This window comes from Sulfuricaulis sp., from assembly GCF_040901545.1.
In the GTDB taxonomy this organism is placed as follows: Bacteria; Pseudomonadota; Gammaproteobacteria; order Acidiferrobacterales; family Sulfurifustaceae; genus Sulfuricaulis.
The window spans coordinates 41,867-58,709 of sequence record NZ_JBBDYL010000068.1 but is presented as its reverse complement, the minus strand read 5'-3'; the positions used below and the strand labels follow the sequence as shown (position 1 = coordinate 58,709).

The window sequence follows — 16,843 nt, the reverse complement described above, 5'->3', positions numbered from 1 at the left end:
CTGAAAACGATGTCTGGCTGATCGTCTATCCCGACTGGCTCTGGCAAGCGATCACCGTCTGCCATCTCGGTTCCATTGCCTTGCTCTATATCGCGTTTTTCCAGAGCGATTACCTGGAGTTCCTGGGTTTGAAGCAGGCGTGGCGGGGCCTCCGGGCGCTTTTCGGAATATCCGTCCGGCCGGTAACCACGGAACTTTTCGGTACGCATCGATTAGTGGTGAATGGAATCTACAAGTGGGTGCGCCATCCGATGTTGGTCGGGGGACTGCTCTTCCTGCTGACCAGCGGACCGTCCTTGAACAACCTGATGTACACGGCCATGTACACGGCTTACATGCTGATCGGAGGTTACTACGAGGAACGGCGCCTGGTCAGAATCTTCGGGGAAGACTACCAGCGCTACCGGGAGCAGGTTGGGGCGTTTTTCCCGCGGCTCTGGCGCCAGCCGGCGACGTAACCTGGCAGGATGCTGGAGCGGCTTTCCGAGTACTTTTACGACCCCCTGGTATTCTGGGGCGCGCCGCTCGCGCTGGTGCTCGTGTGGGCCGGCATCCGCCGTGCGCGCACGTGGCTGCGCCGCCGCCGCTTTTGAACGCCAACGCACTCTCCGCGCGAATTCTGACGCGATCCTAGCACGTGAAGTCGGCGTTTAAACTCGCCGACTGAAAGATCACATGGTGCATCCGCCGACCCGCCCAGGTTACTTGGCTTCGGCGATCTGCTTGAGCGTGAACGTATAGCTGACCTTGTCGAGCGGCTTGTGGCAGGCGAGACACTCGGCCTGGTTCACGCCGGGCCGGTGCTGTTTGTCGGTAGTGAAAACGGCGTAGTTCCAGTCTTCGTTGCGCAACATTTGGGGAATGTCCTTCCCCCAACCGGCTTTACGCGCCATTGCCGTGTAGACGACCAACTTGTCCGCCACGAAGAAGCCGTCGCCGCCAATGACCGGTTTGCCGTCGGCGTCAAGCTTCGCCGTATACACTTCGGCGAACAGCACCGAGCCGTCCGGCAGCGGCTTGCCGGCTTTCGCCGCCGTCACCGCGGCCTTGTTGGCGTAGTAGTAGCGCACTTGCTTGGTCGCCGGGAAGCTGATCGTGTGGTACTTCGTGAACGACTCCTTGTAGCCTTCGGGGAAGGTCACATGGGATTTCGCGACATTCGGCAGCAACGTGGATTTGGCGCCCGTCGCCGCGCCCGGCTGCGCGGCAAAGTAGGCTGCGACGTTGGCGATGTCCTCGGCGCTGAGCTGGCTCGCGATCGCACTCATCATTGCCGTCGGACTGGTCGCGCTCTGTGCCTTGCGCGTGCCGTCCTTGAACGCCTTCAGTTGCGCTTCGAGGTAGCCCGCCCGCTGCGCCGCGAGATTGGGGATGGCATCGCTCACGCTGACCCCGGCTGCCCCGTGGCAGGCGGCGCACACGGTGGCGACCTTGGCTTTGCCGGCCGCGACATCCGCAGCTTGTGCGGCTGGCATGACGACCAGAACGATGAACAATCCGAGCGCTTTTTTCACGGACTTCTCCTTAATTAAAAATTATAAGTGGATAGATGGATCGAAAAACCAACGCCAATTTCGCACAATCTTGCGCTTAACCCGGTTTTTGGTCAACGCAGTGGGAGGCAGTTGCGGAAGATGGCGGTCTGTTGAGCCGGGTAAATATCCATATGAATTTTACGTCAATGTCGAGATTGATACGGCCACATTTCTGTCACGCGTTGAGGTGATGCTATTGTTGAAATCTGCTTCTGGCTGTTAACAAGCTAACTTTCACGATGCGCCCATGCGGCGCCACACGCTCGCCAGCCAAGGCTGTTGTTCGCGTGGCACGCCGGCGGGGCGGTAATAGTGAGTGAGTTCGACGAAGTCCGCCGCGGACATATAACGTCGCCAAGTTTCGAGATCGTAAAACGCACCGTAGCGCCCGCGGTTCCAGCCTTCCTGGTTCTGGCCGTGCGGGTTCGAACTGAACAGCACGCCACGCGGTTTCAGCGTGGCGTGCAATTCCCGTAACACGCGCGGTAATTCCTGGCTAGGGACATGAAACAGCGCGGCGTTCGCGAACACGCCGTCGAAACGATCATCCGGCAGATCGAGCTTGAGGAAATCCTGCTGCCACACTTCGCCGCTGCCGTGGGCGCGCGCCATGGCGGCGAAGCGTGCGGCGCCTTCCAAACCCACGGCGATGTGGCCTAGTTCGGCAAACGCCTTGAGGTCGCGTCCCGGCCCGCAGCCGAAATCGAGGATCGTGAACGGCGGTTCGCCCTCGATGTATTGCAACAGCGCCGCGACGTTCTGGCTGACATCGTGATCGTGCGTGCCTTCCCAGAAGTCCTCGGCGCTCTGGTCGTAGTGCCGCAGCGTAAGGTCGGTGATTTTCTCCAGGTCTTGCGGATTTAGTTTCATGTTGGATGTAGTCATCTTCCCGCCACCATAACGCATCTCACCCGTGTGGCTGGTCAACAATATAAACCGTCAAAGCGCAGTAATAAAAATCGAATGGCCCGTCGTTTGTAAGGTATTTCATTTTTGCCATGACCAGGTCACAGGCGCCGCCCTTTGCACAACTTAATCTTCGGGCTGTAATATCGTCCACGAACGAGATGCGATCGTCCCACACAAGGAACTGACCATGACCCCGGCGGAACAACACCACCGACTCAAAGAATTATTGCAGCTCGCTTACGACCCCGTGGGCGTCTCGGGCGCGAGCGATTCCGCGCCGGTCACCGTCGGCCTCGCGCCCGCGCCATCGGCGTGCAGCTTCTGGCGGCGCGCCGAAACGGTGCGCTTCACCGCGGATGCCCGGTCTCATGCGAATTGCAAGGTAGGCGCGCACGTCATGGGATTTTCTCTGGCGGACGAGGACATGCAGGCGCTGGGCGAGCTGGTGCAGACCATGACCGGCGTGTCCTACATCATGCCCGAGGAGGTGCCGGCGCTCCCGCGCCTGCCGGAGCACAAGTCCTGGCACTATACGCCGCTCGCCACGGCGCCTGCGTCACCGGAACTGGTATTAATGTGGGTCGACGGCCGGCAGGTGATGCTGATTCAGGAAGCCATGGGCAGCGCGCACTGGAAGTCCGGCAAAGGCCTGCGCACCACCGGGCGACCGGCCTGTGGCGCGCTCGCGCTCGCCTACCAGCACGCCGAGGCGGTGTTGTCGTTTGGCTGTGCCGGCATGCGCACATTCACGGCGATCCCCGATCATTACATGCTGCTCGTGGTGCCGGGCGAAGCGGTGGAAGGGTTGTGCCGCGGTCTTGAACAGACCGCCCGAGCCAATGCGGCCGTGCAGTGCCTATACGATAAACAAAAAACCTTGTTTGGCTGAGTTGCCGGGGAGAATTACTTCTTCGAGCACTTTCCGTGCTGCTTCATCCCCTCGCACATGCCATAGAGATACAGCGTGTGATCGTCAATATGAAATCCGGCTTTATCGGCGATTTTACGTTGGCGCTCCTCGATCGCCGTGTCGAAGAATTCGAACACCTTGCCGCACTCCAGGCACACCATGTGGTCATGATGGCTTCCCTGGTTGATCTCGAACACGGACCGCCCGCCTTCGAAATTATGCCGGATCACGAGACCCGCGGCCTCGAACTGGGTCAGCACGCGGTAGACCGTCGCCAATCCGACCTCTTCCCCCAGACTGAGCAGTTCCTTGTAAACTTCCTCCGCGGTCATGTGCGGATGGCCGGCCGCCTCCAGTATGTTCAAAATCTTCAGCCTGGGAAGGGTCGCCTTCAGCCCGGCTTTTTTAAGGTCGGCGCCGCCTGTTTGGGAATTTCGCATCGCTCTCTCACACTTGATCGGCTTTGAAGCCGAAAACGGATATACCGATCGATCCGTTTCAGGTTATGATTCCGCCAGTGTAAATCACCTACCGATGAATACCAAAACCATGCGCCGTGTACTCCTGTCTGCGGTTGTAGCCGCATTACTCTCCGGCTGCCTTAGCGTATACAAGGCAGAAATCCAGCAGGGTAATTCCGTCTCGCAAGAGATGATCGACAAATTGAGACCCGGCATGACACGCAGCCAGGTGCGTTTTATTTTGGGAACACCGCTCATTACCGATCCCTTTCACCAGGACCGTTGGGACTATTACTATTATATTCGGCGTCAAGGTGAAGATATCGCCGAAGTGCGGCGATTGACCGTGATTTTCAAAAATGATGTCCTCGTGGCCGTGGAGGGCGATGCACGGATAAAGTCCGACGATACGGCCGCAGGCGATGCCGGTGCGCCCTCCTCCAGTCAGCCCAGGCCGGCAGCGGAAGCCGCTACCACAACCGATACGAATCTCTGGCAGAAATTATAGTTTTTTTCTTCCCCCGGCCCTGTGCTTGGCACGCTCCGCCCGCTTCAGGCGCGCGGATTTCGGGTCAGCGATCAATGGACGATAGATCTCCACACGATCGTGCTCCTTCACCAAATCATGTGGATGCGCAATTTCTCCGTATACGCCGACTTGGACCCGCGACAGGTCTATCTCCGGAAACAGCTCGAGAATTCCTGAAAGGCGTATGGCCTCGTCAATGGTGGTGCCGGGAACTACCTCGACGCCAACGACTTGCCGGCGCAAGGGTGTGGCATACGCCACTTCAACACGCCATTTTTTCGGCGCGGTCATGCCGGCTGGCTGTACAGATCGGCGGCGCGTTGGTGAAACCGATCAACCAGCTGGTTCGCAATGTTGGAAAATACCGGCGTCAGCGCCAGGCCGACAATCCTGTTCGCGACCTCAAATTCAAGATCAAGCGTAATCTTGCTCGCGTTTTCCGCCAGCACCATGAACTGCCAAAAACCCTGGAGGTGACTGAAGGGGCCTTCGAGCAGTCGCATTTCCAGCATCTTGTCGCGCTGCATCAGATTGCGCGTGGAAAAAGTCTTGTGGATACCGCCGTAGGCGATATCGATGGCGGCGACCAGTTCATCGCCCTGGGCCGACACGACGCGCGCGCCGCCGCACCAGGGAAGAAATTTCGGATAGGAAGGAATGTCCGCCACCAGCTCGAACATCTGGCGCGCACTGTAAGGCACGATTGCCGAACGGTGAATCTTGGTCATGCAAGAAAATCGGAAAGATTGAACAGCATTATCAGCAGCATCAGCGGGACAGCAAGGCGCATCCACCACAGCCACGCGGGAAAGAGCCAGGACGGGCGGAGATGGAGCGCATCGCGAGTGATATCGGGCCTCATGATCCAGCCGGCGAAAATGGTGGCCATAATGCCGAAGAGCGGCAACAGCAACTGCGCGGTCATTACCTGCAGCACATCGAAAAAACCGAGTTTCTTCACGACGCCGAGATAGCTGAAGGAAAACGCCCAGTTGTTGAACGAAAGAATGGTAATTACGCCCAGCGCCCAGGCGCTGACACCGCACAGAATCGCCGATCTTTGAAGGCTCAGGCTGAAGCGTTCGCTGAGCCAGACCATCACGGGTTCGGCCAGCCAGATCGACGAGGTCCAGGCGGCCAGCGCCAGCAACGCCAGGAATGTCGTCAAAAATACGCGGCCATGGGGAACATGATCGAAAGCGAGCGGGAGAGACTGGAAAACGAGGTTTGGACCGGTGGACAACGCCACGTTTCCGGCGGTCAACACGGTAACGATGACGAGCGCAAGGACCACCGCGAAGAACGTATCAATTCCGATAACAATCAGCGACAACCGCGGAAGTTTCGATTCGACCGTAAGATACGCTCCGTACATCAACATCGCGCCGGTACCCAAGCCCAGACTGAAAAACGCCTGACTCATGGCCGCCAGGATGCCCGTCCCCGAGAGTTTGCTGAAATCCGGCTGGAACAACTCGTTGATGGCGGATGTGAAGACATCCATCGTTGCCGCATAAATCGTCAACGCCGCCAACAGCAACAGCATCATGGGCATGACATACCGCACCAGCGATTCAAGGCCATGACGCACGCCGCGGCTGGCGACGTACATCGTCATGACCATGAAAAGCGTATGCCAGAAAAGCTGCTTCTCGGGATCCTTCACCATTTGGGCAAACTGCGCATTCAATCCATCGGCCGTCAGGCCGGAAAACACGCCAAATCCCGCACGCAGGGTATAGGCGATGACCCAGCCGGCAATGACGCTCAAGTAGGAAAGAATCAGAAAAACTCCGACGATGCCCATTCCCCCCACGAATCGCCACAGCGGATGGGCGCGCGCGCGGCGCGCCAAAAACCGGAAAGTTTTGACGGGCGAGGCGCGTCCGCTGCGCCCCAAGGCGACTTCCGCCATCAACAGCGGGAGGCCGATGGCCAGCACGCACAGCAGGTAAACGATCAGAAACGCGCCGCCGCCGTGCTGGAGCATCAACTCGGGAAATTGCCAGAAATTGTTAAACCCGATGGTCGCGCCGCCGGCCGCCAGCACAAACATCAAGGGTGACGACCAGCGCTCGTGCAAGATCTGGCGGCTGCCAGAAAGGGAACTTCGGTGAACGGGATGTCTATGGGTTGAAATCATTGTTGGGTAATAGCCATGGTGGCACCGCGATCGTCTCGTATGGGACCGGAATGTGGCATACTCGATGCGAAGCGTCTACCGACCACAACATTCGGAAACTCCGATTGAAGCTTATCCCCTATTATTCCAAGCATAGGACACCGACGGAACGGAATGGGTTCGTGCTACCAGCCACGACGCCGAACCGCTCCCGCGCGCGGGATGAATTCCCACGTAATCCATGAGCAGCAAAAAAAGCGACTCGCACAGTCCCGCCATCGCCCAGAACCGCAAGGCCTGGCATGATTATTTTATCGAGGAAAAATTCGAGGCCGGCCTGGCGCTTACGGGATGGGAGGTAAAAAGCCTGCGCGCCGGACGCGCGCAGCTCAAGGAAGGTTATGTCGTGATCGAGCACAACGAGGCGTTTCTGGTGGGCACGCACTTCTCGCCACTCCCCTCGACCTCCACGCACGTGCAAGCGAATCCCGCGCGCACCCGCAAGCTGTTGCTGCACCGCGCGGAATTGAACAAACTGATTGGCGCCACCGAACGCAAGGGTTACACGCTGGTGCCGCTGCAACTTTACTGGAAACACGGCCGCGCCAAGCTGGAAATCGGACTCGCCAAGGGCAAACGGGCGCACGACAAACGTGCCGACATCAAGAAACGCGAGTCCGACCGCGAGATGCGGCGGGTGTTGAAATCGCGATAAGGCCGCCCCATAGAATTTGCGTTATAATCCGTTCTGTATCCGGGGGTGACCTGGTTTCGACGTGGGTCACGAAACCTCTGGAGCATGCCGAGGTGCCGAACTCCTCGTAAATCCAGCGGCAAACCTATAGTTGCCAACAACGACAACTACGCCCTAGCGGCTTAATCCCCGCTAGTCTTTCACCTACGTTTCGCCTGTGGGCCGGGATGAAAGATCGATGACACAGGATCGCGCCGGCTCGTGCCTGTTGAGCCAGCGTTAAATCCAAGCAGGCTCAGCTCTGCAGTGATCCTGTCTGCCGGAACACGTGGAGTCAAATCGTAGACAGACTACGCATGTAGAACCAGAGCTGTAGGGCTTGCGGACGCGGGTTCGATTAACACCATGGTCGCCTCTGCTCGCAAGAGCAGAGTGAAAACGGGGCTCATTCGGTGAACCCTGCGCTGTTTCGAAAGAAGCAGCATGGCAACGCCGAGGGGTAGAGAAGGGCCAACCTTCCCTGCCCTGTAGAGACTCATAGGTTTGCTGAAGGGCTAAAGCTTTAGGCTCGGAGCAGACACTAGGATTCGCGCAAGCGAATAACACGCCCCGCACCCCGCACCGAAGCGAATGTTCGCTGCTCATTTTATTGAACAGCGGTCGCACGCTTCGGTGCGGGGTGAAGGCATAGTCCAGGCCGCATCGAAAGATGTGGATCAACTGTCCCGCCACCTCCACCAGCAAGAAACCCCTGACCGGTTCCGGTCAGGGGTTTTATTTTGTATAGTGGATGAAATTACACTTCATCCGCAGGAATGGCGATATACAAAAAGGTCAAGAAACTCTCACCTGAAGAAGCCGCTTACATCGCCGGGCTGATTGACGGCGAAGGCACCATCGCGCTCACCCGAAAACACCGTGGCGAATATCGTCAACTCATGGTCAGCATCAGCAGCACCGAACCGCCGTTACTGAAATACGTAAAGAAAGCGATAGGTGCCGGACGCATTACCAATAAATGCACCCACCAAGCCAACCATACGCCCAGCGTCACCTACGCCATCAGCAACCGGCAAGCCCTCGCCTTACTCGAACAGGTCAGGCCTTATCTCAAGACATACAAAGCCAAGCGCGCGCATCTGATCCTGCGCAGCTATATCCGGCTGACTCCCCGAAATGGGAAGTACACGCTAGCGCTACTGAAAGAGCGCGATATTTTCATCGAGAAATTCCTACGTCTGAATCCACGACGGCAAATACTCGCTACAGAAAGCCCCGATTGAACGTCGGGGCCTGACCCCGCTACGCCCTGAAGCGTTTGTTTTCTTCTCTCGGGCGCGCAAGTCTTTTCGTGGGGGTGGTGGTGGCTTCGGTGATTGGATCGAACCGAGGACCGCGCGCCAAGGATGGCGCGTTTGCGGATTCAGGACCTCGCGGTGTGCGACGGCTTCGCCACCGGGAGCCGGGGTAAGAGGCCCCGCCCGCCCCGGCTGTCTCAGTCGGGCGGCTTCAAACCCATTCGGGGTTTTCCGCTGCGCCCTTGGGTAGAGCCAGCCGTTCCCCTCAAGGTGGTCGCGGTGCTCCCGATCCAAAGGACACACCGGGAGACTGCCTGCGCTGCGCTTCGCTTCGGTAGACTCCCTCACAGGTCTAACGCATCGTGGCTCGTGGCCTCGCCACCATGCAAATAGAATAAACTCTTGTTTGGCGAGACTTTCCAGAACAGAATGCTACGAAATCTGCGAAGTGTGAGGCACGGGCGGGCAATAAAAACTCCGGGATCGTCACCGGCACGGGGCCGAAAAAGGATTGATCCGGGGTGACGTTTATCAACATGAACTCGGAAACAACAAAGATCAAGAAGATCGCTGGCATGCCGAAGGATGAACGACGGCGTCTTCTGGATGCAGCGGCGGAGCGAGCCGCTTCCAATTACGATTCCGACAAAGAACTGACCACCTTCACCGAACTCGACGGCGTTGCACATGGTTAGCCCCAGGTGAACCGGTGGGGATTGCGATATATATCGAGTACAGATGAAACATTGTGTTTTAATGGCACGCTAAGGTTGTGCGGTTTAAGCAAAATCCTAGTGGGTTATTTTTTAACTAACCTGGGTTTTGCTGTTAAGGGTTGATTACGCAGGAGAAGAACATGACAGGTTCTGAAAGTGACAGCGAACTTCAGGCCATTCAGGCTGTTATTGCAGCCTTAACGCCTTTGAATAATGATGCCCGTAGCCGAGTAATCGACTACGTATTTAAACGACTTAACCTTTCTACCACACCGGCAAATGCAGTTATATCGCCGACCCAAATCGTGACACCCGTGCCCGGAGACTCTCAGAGCAGGCCAGCACTGCCACGGTATCACGATATACATTCTTTCACGCAAGCAAAACAACCTAAGTCTGCAAACGAGATGGCAGCAATTGTCGCATTTTATTTGTCTGAGCTAGCGCCGACTGAAGAAAGAAAAAATACGATCAACGCAACAGATATCCAGAAATACTTTAAGCAAGCCAGGTTCCGTCCGTTTCCAAGGGTGCACGGCCAGACTCTCGGAAATGCGGCCACAGCGGGATACCTGGATTCAGCATCTCGCGGCGAATACAAACTTAATCCTGTCGGCTATAACCTTGTGGCGTACACTCTTCCAGGCAAACCCGACGTAACCGCTGGAAGAAACAAACGAGGAGACGGAAAGAAAAAGCAAAAGAAGCCGGCGCGTACAGGTGCAGCCACAAAAAAAGACTCAAAACGTTAGCCCGGGGGTTATCGCGATGGCTGACCAGTCTCAGGATGAGTGGGACTCGCTAACCTCTTTGATCGAGGAATTCCGTGCAGCCCTACAACGATCCACAGCAATTCATGTAAGTGCTATGCCATTGCGAGATGGCGCCAAAAAAATAGTTCAGCAATATTTCCGGCATACGCGACCTCATCTGATTGCACTTAAGTGTCAGCCCGACAAAGTTTCTGTCTTAGATGATGAAATGCAATCACTGTTAAAACTTGCCAATGGGAAAAATCGGAAACAATCCTACAAAAAGGTATTAAAGACCATACGGGCTCTCCAACATGACGTTGGAGCCGAACGCGAAATTAATCTAGGCCAACGTGACGCAAGCTCGTCTATAAACGCATCCAGCATTTACTCTGTCATAGAACAACGGATTCTCGACACATTACAGCGCTTGGTACCTAGCGCTGCTTTGTCATACCAGCAAGCATTGGATGATTTGCAATCGACTAGCCGTGTCTCATTTCGCGGCGTGGCAAATGAGTTACGGGAATCTTTGAGGGAGGTTCTTGACCATCTTGCGCCTGATGCCGAGGTAATGAAGGCTGCCGGGTTCAAACTCGAAAAGGATAAAACGACGCCTACTCACAAGCAGAAGGTCAGACACATTCTTCGCTCTCGCGGTATATCGAAGACGGTTTCTAAGACTCCTGAAGATTCTGTCTCGCTTATTGAGGAGTCAATGGCGTCCCTTGCACGCTCTGCGTATGAGCGGAGTTCCATTTCTACCCATATTGCATCAGCACGCCGCGAAGTTCAGCAGGTAAAAATGTATATTGATAGTGTTTTGGCTGAATTGCTGGAAATTCACAAATAAATGTATCTTGGTGCTTGAATGAAAAAAAGCCTTCTTGAACAGTTGCCGCAGATTGTCGCGGAAGGAAAACGCCGGGCCGAGCAGATTCTGGAGGGGTTGGACGGGCGGTATCGGGTTCGGCTTCAGACGAACGAGATGGTGATTCCGTCGCGGGAGTCGAACTGGCAGGACTGTTTCAAGTCGGTCGAACAGCGCGAGCGGCAGGCACAGTTTCACCAGGGCAATCCCGGCGAGGTCGGCTGGCTGAACCGGCTGATTTACGGCGATAACCTTCTGACCATGCAAGCACTGCTGGCCGGGGACGAGGAAAACGGTGTTCCATCGCTGCGCGGGAAGGTTGACCTGATTTACATTGATCCGCCGTTTGACTCCAAGGCCGATTACCGGACGAAGGTCGTTCTGCCCGGCGCGGAGGTGGAGCAGAAGCCGACGGTGATCGAGCAGTTCGCGTATTCCGACACCTGGGCCGACGGCACGGCGTCGTATCTCGCCATGATTACCCCGCGTTTGATTCTCATACGTGAGCTTTTAGCAGACACGGGTTCGATCTACGTGCATCTGGACTGGCATGTCGGGCATTACATCAAGATCATTCTTGATGAGATATTCGGGAAGGAGAATTTTATAAATGAGATTATTTGGCATTATCCAGACAAACTGCCATCAGGCACAATCAGTCTGCCCAAGAACCACGATGTTATCTTCTTTTATGCCAAACTGAAGAACATAAAAAAATACAAATTACTGCGTGTTGATAGAGATAAGCCGCTGTCGTTAGCAAAAAAGGTCTGGAACAAAGAGCTTGGGAAATGGAAGGGGTATGAGAAGGATTCAAGCGGAAATCTTATCTACGAAGAAACAACCGTCAAGATAGAGGATGACGTTTGGCGCATCCCGGCTGCCCCAGCTGTTAGAGGCCCTGAAACTCTTAATTTCGGTACTCAAAAACCAACTGAGATAGTCCGGCGAATATTAGAAATGTCCTCTGATGAGGGCGATATGGTGGCAGATTTTTTTGGAGGTTCTGGCACTACAGCAGCAGTAGCAGAACAACTAAACCGCCGCTGGATTAGTTCCGACCTCGGCAAACCCGCCTGCATGGTGATGCGCAAGCGGCTGATCGACCAGAACGCCAAGCCGTTCCTGTATCAGTCCATCGGCGACTATCAAACTGAGCAGATGCGCAGCACCTTAGGCCGAACCTACCGCATCGGCGATCTGGCGCAGGTGGTGCTCGGGCTTTACGGCGCGCTGCCGTTACCGCCGGAACACAACCCGAACCGCAATCTCGGGCGGTTGTCGCAGGGCAAGACATAGGTATTCGTGGATTCGCCCAACAAGATGACGGGGCTGCCGACACTCAAGAAGGCGCAGGCGCTGCGCGACAGCCTCATGGGCGGTTGGGAGAAGGTCGTGGTGCTCGGCTGGAACTTCACGCCGAGTATCGGTATGGACATCACCGGCCTGAACGACGAGCGGCTGGAGGTGCTGGTAATCCCGCCCGATCTGCTCGACAAGCTCGCCAAGAAATCTGGCAAGAAGCTGCGGCCGGATGAGGTGCGGTTTTCCTCGCTGCAATATCTCACCATCAAGCCGATTGAGCGCAAGCGCGCGGGCGAGACCGAATCCTTGGCGGTGAAGCTCGACAACTACATCCTGCTTTCGCCGGATGCGTTGAACCTGGACGACGCCAACCGCGAAAAGTTGCAGGCGATCATCGCCCGCGATCCCATGAGTCTCATCGAATACTGGAGCGTGGACCCGGACTTCGACGGTGTGACCTTCCGCTCCGTATGGCAGGACTACCGCAGCAACACCGAGAATGACGATGATCCCTTGCGCGTGGTGCGCGAGGCGCGGCTCGATAACCTTCCCGCCAAGCCCGGGCCGCGGCAGGTGGCCGTGCGGGTGGTGGATGTGTTCGGGTTCGAGTCGGAGGTGGTGGAGACGGTTTCCGATAGTAACGGCAAGCCGGAGGGGGGATAATGAAATTCAGGCTGTCCAGGCATGCGCTGGAGGAATTAGGGCGGCGCGGTATTCCCCGTGATTTACTGGAAAAGGTGCTGCAAAACCCACAACAAGTTTTGCCCGAACGCGATGGAAAGAAGATTTACCAGTCGCAAGTGGAGTTCGACGGAGGCAAGCTATTCTTGTTGCGTGCTATTGTAAATGATGAAGCCGAGCCGGCCGTGGTCGTCACGGTTTATCGTACCAGCAAGATCGAGAAATATTGGAGGTCGCCATGAAGGTTGTTTACGATCCGGAAGTGGACGTGCTGCGCATCCTTTTTAGCAGCGCGCCGATTGAAGAAAGCGATGAAGACAAGCCCGGCGTGATCCTCGATTACGACAAGGGCGGCAATATCGTGGGCATGGAAATATTGGATGCCTCGAAGCGGATGGAAAATCCGCGCGCGATGGACTATGCCATTTCGAGTAATGCCGCACGGTAACGCGGGCCGGTTCATCGAAATCGCTCATTGTGTCCCTTGATGAGGAGGAAACAGACACGCGGAGAGCGTCTCGTCAAAACAGGTGCCAAGTGCGATCCCTCCCCCGGCCCTCTCTCGAACGGAGAGGGAATTCCGTGTTACTCCATTATTTCAAATGCCGGTAAGATATTGCCGTGAATAAGAACACGCGAAACGCGAAACAACCATCACGCAATGCGCCAGCCGGAAACTTTTGGCGTGCGATGAGCTTCGAAGAATTGGCAGTGGCGCAGGGCGTTACGCCTTTGACCGACGTTGATGCGCTTATCGGAATCTGGCCGAGCGAAGTGGGTGATGGTTTTGAGGCGGCGGTGCGCAGGCTCAGGCATCCTCGGGAACGAGCCGATTAGAAAGCATGAGCGTTAACGATCTGACCCTGGCCAAAAATCTGACCGTGCGGGTCAATGACCTGTGCGTCGGCTTGGAAACCGGGGAAGCGCCGATTCTGGAGATGGTCACGGGCGTAACCCGCGACCTGCTCGTGTGGTGGTTCAGTCTGAGTCACATAGATGCGCGGGAGTTCAATTACCATCCCGGCCAGCGGCAGGCGATCCTGAACGCCATCTATGCGCACGAAGTGCTGAAAGCACCCCTCCCCAAAGACCTCTATGCCGAGCTTGCCGCCGATGAATTGCTTGCGTCCGCTGGGTTGATCAAGGAACTGTCACTACCCAAGAACGCGCATCCGAAATACTGCATGAAGATGGCGACTGGCACCGGCAAGACGTGGGTGCTGCAAGCCCTGCTCATCTGGCAATACCTGAACGCCAAGCACCATGACGGACAAGACACGGGGACGACGTTCAGCACGAATTTTCTCATCGTCGCGCCGGGGCTCATCGTTTACGACCGGCTGCTGGTTGCGTTTCTCGGCAAGGAGCATGAAGGCAAGCGGAATTTCGAGACCTCCGATCTGGCGAAGTTTCAGAGTCTGTTCGTACCCGACACCTATCGGCAGGAAATCTTCAGCTTTGTGCAGGGCGCCGTTGCCACCAAGGAAGATATTGGCCGCAAGGTGACGGGCGGCGGACTGATCGCGATCACTAACTGGCATCTGCTCGCCGGTCTGGAAGAAGTGCTGAACGAAGAAACCATCGTGGACCCCGGCCAAGCCATCGAGCCGGATCAGGTTGTTGAGTCGGTGTTTCCTCTCCGTCCTGGCAGATCGGCCGGTAACGACCTCAATCAACTGGACCAGAAATATCTGAGCGGAAGCGAACTGCAATATCTGGCCGATCTGGAGAGCCTCGTCGTGTTCAACGACGAGGCGCATCGCATCCACGCGGTAAAAAAAGCCGGCGAGACTACCGAAGTCGAATGGCAGAAAAGCCTGACCTATATAGCTGAGGGTAAGGGCAAGCATTTCGTGCAGGTGGATTTCTCCGCCACGCCGTACAACCAGATCGGTTCCGGCATGAGCCTCACCAAGGCGATGTTCCCGCACATCGTGGTGGACTTCGACCTCAAGACCGCGATGAGAGCCGGGCTCGTTAAATCGCTGGTACTCGACAAGCGCAAGGAAATCGCCAGCCTGGAACTCGACTTCAAGGCGGAACGCGATGAGAAAGGCAAGGTCATCGGCTTATCCGACGGACAGCGCGTGATGCTGCGGGCGGGCCTAACCAAGTTGAAAAAGCTGGAAGAAGACTTTGCCCGGCTCGATCCGCTCCGACGCCCAAAGATGATGGTGATGTGCGAGGACACAGATGTTTCTCCACACGTGGAAGGATTCTTCCGTTCCGAAGGCTTGAGCAATGAGGAATTCCTGCGGGTGGATTCCGGCAAGAAAGACGAACTGAAGAAAGACGATTGGAACCGCGTGCGCGAGCGCTTGTTCGACGTGGACCGGCATCCGGAACCCCGTGTCATTATCTCTGTGCTAATGCTGCGCGAGGGATTCGACGTGAACAACATCTGCGTCATTGTACCGCTGCGCTCCACGCAGGCGCAGATTCTGCTGGAGCAAACCATCGGCCGCGGGCTGCGCTTGATGTGGCGCGAGGCCGAATACACCGATACAAAAATCGAAAACCGGCAACTTATCCGGCAAAGCAAGGAGCCGAATAGCCTGATAGATGTCCTGAGCATCATCGAGCATCCGGCCTTCATGGAGTTCTACGCCGAGCTGATGAAAGAAGGTCTCGTCGGCGAAACTACTGATGAGACGCCAGGTGGTGGTGCGACTGGAGATCTGATTTCCGTGGGGCTGCGGGAGGGGTACGAAGAATACGATATTGGCATTCCCTTCATTCTCGAAGAGGAAGAAGAGACGGTTTCGCGCAAGGACATTGCGCTGGAAAAACTGGCGTCATTCGAGGGGTTCACGCTCGCCCAACTAAAGAACCTCGTCGGGAAGGGTGACAAGTTCACGTCGCACGACGTGGAAACCGGAAAGATGTTCGGCGACTACCGCGTGGACGGCGGGATCATGACCGCGACCGGCTACAACGATTACATCGCGCGACTGGTCAACCGCGTGAGCCTGATGCTGACCGAGCCATTAACCGAGAGCAAACGCAGCTACGCCAACATGGCGAAGTTTCCCTATATGCAGATCGAGAAACCGAAACTCGCCGGGCTAGCGGATCGTTACATCCGGCAGCGTCTTTTCAGCGGTGAGTTTGCACCACTTGAGGATGAAAACTGGCGTATGTTGCTGCTCGACCCGGTAGCGACGCATGTCATCACCCAGCTTGCCCGGGCGATCATGGCGGCGGAAGAAACCCGCATCGAGGGCGAAACGGTAGTAAACCACCGTTACCTTTCAGAAGTGGCGAAACTTTCGATGCGTGAGTCGTTCTCGGTGGAAGTTGTCAAGTGCATCTACCCGAGACTGCCCTATCCTTCGCAGAGCGGGAACCTGGAGAAGAACTTCATCCTGTGGGCGGATGCGGACAGTACCGTTGACGCCTTCTGCAAGATCAACGAGCAGCGCCATCATTTCACACGGCTGCGTTACCTCAAGGACGACGGACTGCCCGCCTTTTACTCGCCTGACTTTGTCGTGCGTTCCAAGGACTGCATCTATCTCGTGGAGACCAAGGCCAAGGGTCAGATCAGTCACCCGAATGTGCAACGCAAAAAGATGGCGGCTGTGAACTGGTGCGCGAACATCAACCGCTTGCCTGCGGAAAAGCGTGGGAACCGGGAATGGCACTACGTGCTGTTGTCGGAAGCCACGTTCTACGAATGGCGGGACAAGAACGCGCGCATGGCGGAGATGTTGGATTTCGCGCGGTTGCGGGAGCAGACGGGTGCGGTTCAGACGAGCTTGTTGTAGACAAGACCCGTCGGCGTGCTCGGGGCTCAACGTGTGGTTTCGCCTGCCTGTGCGTGCCGACGGTAACACCCTGAAGCCACCACCACCTCAACGAAAAGACTTGCGCGCCCGAGAGAAGAAAACAACGCTTCAGGGGTCGCTCCCGGCGTCCCGCTGTTGCCCGCGCTGTACAGGGATGTACAAGTGTCGCGAGAAGCAGGAAGCTGGGGGCGACCGACATTAGTGGGTTGCTGCGCTGCGCAATCCTGCTCCGCTTGAACCGCCGGGGCTATCCTTCCGTGGCCAGCCCGCTC

At 56.5% G+C, this 16,843-nt stretch carries 21 protein-coding genes and 1 other RNA gene; 16 read left to right on the top strand and 6 right to left on the bottom strand.

Annotated features, from left to right (window positions below; all coding sequences use genetic code 11):
* Both WD823_RS14115 and WD823_RS14110 read left to right on the top strand, forming a co-directional pair.
* Positions 1-458 (top strand): isoprenylcysteine carboxylmethyltransferase family protein (locus WD823_RS14115; RefSeq protein WP_368430134.1); only part of this gene is annotated, 458 nt, incomplete at its 5' end.
* A gap of 9 nt (positions 459-467) precedes the next feature.
* On the top strand, positions 468-593 hold the full coding sequence (locus WD823_RS14110) for a hypothetical protein (protein WP_368430133.1): 126 nt from the start codon (positions 468-470) through the stop codon (positions 591-593).
* A gap of 108 nt (positions 594-701) precedes the next feature.
* On the opposite strand, the gene WD823_RS14105 is transcribed toward WD823_RS14110, so the two are convergent.
* Complete coding sequence (locus WD823_RS14105) at positions 702-1,514, bottom strand: cytochrome P460 family protein (RefSeq protein WP_368430132.1); 813 nt, start codon at positions 1,512-1,514, stop codon at positions 702-704.
* A 255-nt stretch (positions 1,515-1,769) separates the two neighbouring features.
* On the bottom strand, positions 1,770-2,405 hold the full coding sequence (locus tag WD823_RS14100) for a class I SAM-dependent methyltransferase (RefSeq protein WP_368430131.1): 636 nt from the start codon (positions 2,403-2,405) through the stop codon (positions 1,770-1,772).
* Between the two features lie 226 nt (positions 2,406-2,631).
* On the opposite strand from WD823_RS14100, the gene WD823_RS14095 reads away from it, so the two are divergent.
* Positions 2,632-3,333: a DUF169 domain-containing protein gene (locus WD823_RS14095; protein WP_368430130.1), complete on the top strand. Its 702-nt coding sequence runs from the start codon at positions 2,632-2,634 to the stop codon at positions 3,331-3,333.
* A 14-nt stretch (positions 3,334-3,347) separates the two neighbouring features.
* Here the strand turns inward: WD823_RS14095 and fur are convergent, their stop codons facing one another.
* Complete coding sequence (gene fur, locus WD823_RS14090; RefSeq protein WP_368430129.1) at positions 3,348-3,794, bottom strand: ferric iron uptake transcriptional regulator; 447 nt, start codon at positions 3,792-3,794, stop codon at positions 3,348-3,350.
* Between the two features lie 13 nt (positions 3,795-3,807).
* On the opposite strand from fur, the gene WD823_RS14085 reads away from it, so the two are divergent.
* Positions 3,808-4,323: an outer membrane protein assembly factor BamE gene (locus tag WD823_RS14085; protein ID WP_368430128.1), complete on the top strand. Its 516-nt coding sequence runs from the start codon at positions 3,808-3,810 to the stop codon at positions 4,321-4,323.
* Here the strand turns inward: WD823_RS14085 and WD823_RS14080 are convergent.
* Genes WD823_RS14080 through WD823_RS14070 form a run of 3 tightly spaced genes read right to left on the bottom strand, consistent with a single transcriptional unit; the run spans position 4,318 to position 6,487 of the window.
* Positions 4,318-4,635, bottom strand: a complete 318-nt coding sequence (locus WD823_RS14080) for an RnfH family protein (protein WP_368430127.1) — start codon at positions 4,633-4,635, stop codon at positions 4,318-4,320. The genes WD823_RS14085 and WD823_RS14080 overlap by 6 nt on opposite strands.
* Positions 4,632-5,072: a type II toxin-antitoxin system RatA family toxin gene (locus tag WD823_RS14075; RefSeq protein WP_368430126.1), complete on the bottom strand. Its 441-nt coding sequence runs from the start codon at positions 5,070-5,072 to the stop codon at positions 4,632-4,634. The genes WD823_RS14080 and WD823_RS14075 overlap by 4 nt, the downstream gene beginning before the upstream one ends.
* Positions 5,069-6,487, bottom strand: a complete 1,419-nt coding sequence (locus WD823_RS14070) for a sodium-dependent transporter (protein WP_368430125.1) — start codon at positions 6,485-6,487, stop codon at positions 5,069-5,071. The genes WD823_RS14075 and WD823_RS14070 overlap by 4 nt, the downstream gene beginning before the upstream one ends.
* 220 nt (positions 6,488-6,707) lie before the next feature.
* On the opposite strand from WD823_RS14070, the gene smpB reads away from it, so the two are divergent.
* The 12 genes from smpB (at position 6,708) to WD823_RS14010 (ending at position 16,550) form a co-directional block, all read left to right on the top strand.
* A complete protein-coding gene (smpB, locus tag WD823_RS14065; protein ID WP_368430124.1) occupies positions 6,708-7,181 on the top strand; it encodes an SsrA-binding protein SmpB in 474 nt (157 codons plus the stop codon).
* Between the two features lie 41 nt (positions 7,182-7,222).
* Positions 7,223-7,566: a transfer-messenger RNA gene (gene ssrA / locus WD823_RS14060) on the top strand.
* A gap of 409 nt (positions 7,567-7,975) precedes the next feature.
* A complete protein-coding gene (locus tag WD823_RS14055; RefSeq protein ID WP_368430123.1) occupies positions 7,976-8,443 on the top strand; it encodes an LAGLIDADG family homing endonuclease in 468 nt (155 codons plus the stop codon).
* Positions 8,444-8,979: 536 nt separating this feature from the next.
* Positions 8,980-9,153 (top strand): hypothetical protein, encoded by a 174-nt coding sequence (locus WD823_RS14050; protein ID WP_368430122.1) that lies wholly within the window; start codon positions 8,980-8,982, stop codon positions 9,151-9,153.
* Positions 9,154-9,314: 161 nt separating this feature from the next.
* Positions 9,315-9,926, top strand: coding sequence for a hypothetical protein (locus tag WD823_RS14045; RefSeq protein WP_368430121.1), 612 nt, complete (start codon positions 9,315-9,317; stop codon positions 9,924-9,926).
* Positions 9,927-9,942: 16 nt separating this feature from the next.
* The gene (locus WD823_RS14040) at positions 9,943-10,779 is read left to right on the top strand and encodes a hypothetical protein (RefSeq protein WP_368430120.1); all 837 of its coding nucleotides are present in this window, start codon (positions 9,943-9,945) and stop codon (positions 10,777-10,779) included.
* Positions 10,780-10,797: 18 nt separating this feature from the next.
* Positions 10,798-12,096 carry a site-specific DNA-methyltransferase gene (locus tag WD823_RS14035; RefSeq protein WP_368430119.1) on the top strand — a complete coding sequence of 433 codons (1,299 nt, stop codon included), beginning with the start codon at positions 10,798-10,800 and terminating at the stop codon, positions 12,094-12,096.
* A gap of 6 nt (positions 12,097-12,102) precedes the next feature.
* Positions 12,103-12,765, top strand: coding sequence for a site-specific DNA-methyltransferase (locus WD823_RS14030; RefSeq protein WP_368430118.1), 663 nt, complete (start codon positions 12,103-12,105; stop codon positions 12,763-12,765).
* On the top strand, positions 12,765-13,025 hold the full coding sequence (locus WD823_RS14025) for a DUF4258 domain-containing protein (RefSeq protein ID WP_368430117.1): 261 nt from the start codon (positions 12,765-12,767) through the stop codon (positions 13,023-13,025). Before WD823_RS14030 ends, WD823_RS14025 begins: the two co-directional genes overlap by 1 nt.
* A complete protein-coding gene (locus WD823_RS14020) occupies positions 13,022-13,231 on the top strand; it encodes a DUF2283 domain-containing protein (protein ID WP_368430116.1) in 210 nt (69 codons plus the stop codon). Before WD823_RS14025 ends, WD823_RS14020 begins: the two co-directional genes overlap by 4 nt.
* Before the next feature lie 173 nt (positions 13,232-13,404).
* On the top strand, positions 13,405-13,620 hold the full coding sequence (locus WD823_RS14015) for a hypothetical protein (protein WP_368430115.1): 216 nt from the start codon (positions 13,405-13,407) through the stop codon (positions 13,618-13,620).
* A 5-nt stretch (positions 13,621-13,625) separates the two neighbouring features.
* The gene (locus WD823_RS14010) at positions 13,626-16,550 is read left to right on the top strand and encodes a DEAD/DEAH box helicase family protein (protein ID WP_368430114.1); all 2,925 of its coding nucleotides are present in this window, start codon (positions 13,626-13,628) and stop codon (positions 16,548-16,550) included.
* The last annotated feature ends 293 nt before the right edge of the window (positions 16,551-16,843 follow it).

Excerpts from the sequence above, each read along its gene's own strand:
- WD823_RS14075 (WP_368430126.1), bottom strand. The coding sequence starts at position 5,072 with ATGACCAAGATTCACCGTTCGGCAATCGTGCCTTACAGTGCGCGCCAG.
- WD823_RS14110 (WP_368430133.1), top strand. The coding sequence starts at position 468 with ATGCTGGAGCGGCTTTCCGAGTACTTTTACGACCCCCTGGTATTCTGG.
- smpB (WP_368430124.1), top strand. The coding sequence starts at position 6,708 with ATGAGCAGCAAAAAAAGCGACTCGCACAGTCCCGCCATCGCCCAGAAC.
- WD823_RS14010 (WP_368430114.1), top strand. The coding sequence starts at position 13,626 with ATGAGCGTTAACGATCTGACCCTGGCCAAAAATCTGACCGTGCGGGTC.
- WD823_RS14020 (WP_368430116.1), top strand. The coding sequence starts at position 13,022 with ATGAAGGTTGTTTACGATCCGGAAGTGGACGTGCTGCGCATCCTTTTT.
- WD823_RS14025 (WP_368430117.1), top strand. The coding sequence starts at position 12,765 with ATGAAATTCAGGCTGTCCAGGCATGCGCTGGAGGAATTAGGGCGGCGC.
- WD823_RS14055 (WP_368430123.1), top strand. The coding sequence starts at position 7,976 with ATGGCGATATACAAAAAGGTCAAGAAACTCTCACCTGAAGAAGCCGCT.
- WD823_RS14040 (WP_368430120.1), top strand. The coding sequence starts at position 9,943 with ATGGCTGACCAGTCTCAGGATGAGTGGGACTCGCTAACCTCTTTGATC.
- fur (WP_368430129.1), bottom strand. The coding sequence starts at position 3,794 with ATGCGAAATTCCCAAACAGGCGGCGCCGACCTTAAAAAAGCCGGGCTG.
- WD823_RS14080 (WP_368430127.1), bottom strand. The coding sequence starts at position 4,635 with ATGACCGCGCCGAAAAAATGGCGTGTTGAAGTGGCGTATGCCACACCC.
- WD823_RS14035 (WP_368430119.1), top strand. The coding sequence starts at position 10,798 with ATGAAAAAAAGCCTTCTTGAACAGTTGCCGCAGATTGTCGCGGAAGGA.
- WD823_RS14045 (WP_368430121.1), top strand. The coding sequence starts at position 9,315 with ATGACAGGTTCTGAAAGTGACAGCGAACTTCAGGCCATTCAGGCTGTT.
- WD823_RS14070 (WP_368430125.1), bottom strand. The coding sequence starts at position 6,487 with ATGATTTCAACCCATAGACATCCCGTTCACCGAAGTTCCCTTTCTGGC.
- WD823_RS14100 (WP_368430131.1), bottom strand. The coding sequence starts at position 2,405 with ATGAAACTAAATCCGCAAGACCTGGAGAAAATCACCGACCTTACGCTG.
- WD823_RS14095 (WP_368430130.1), top strand. The coding sequence starts at position 2,632 with ATGACCCCGGCGGAACAACACCACCGACTCAAAGAATTATTGCAGCTC.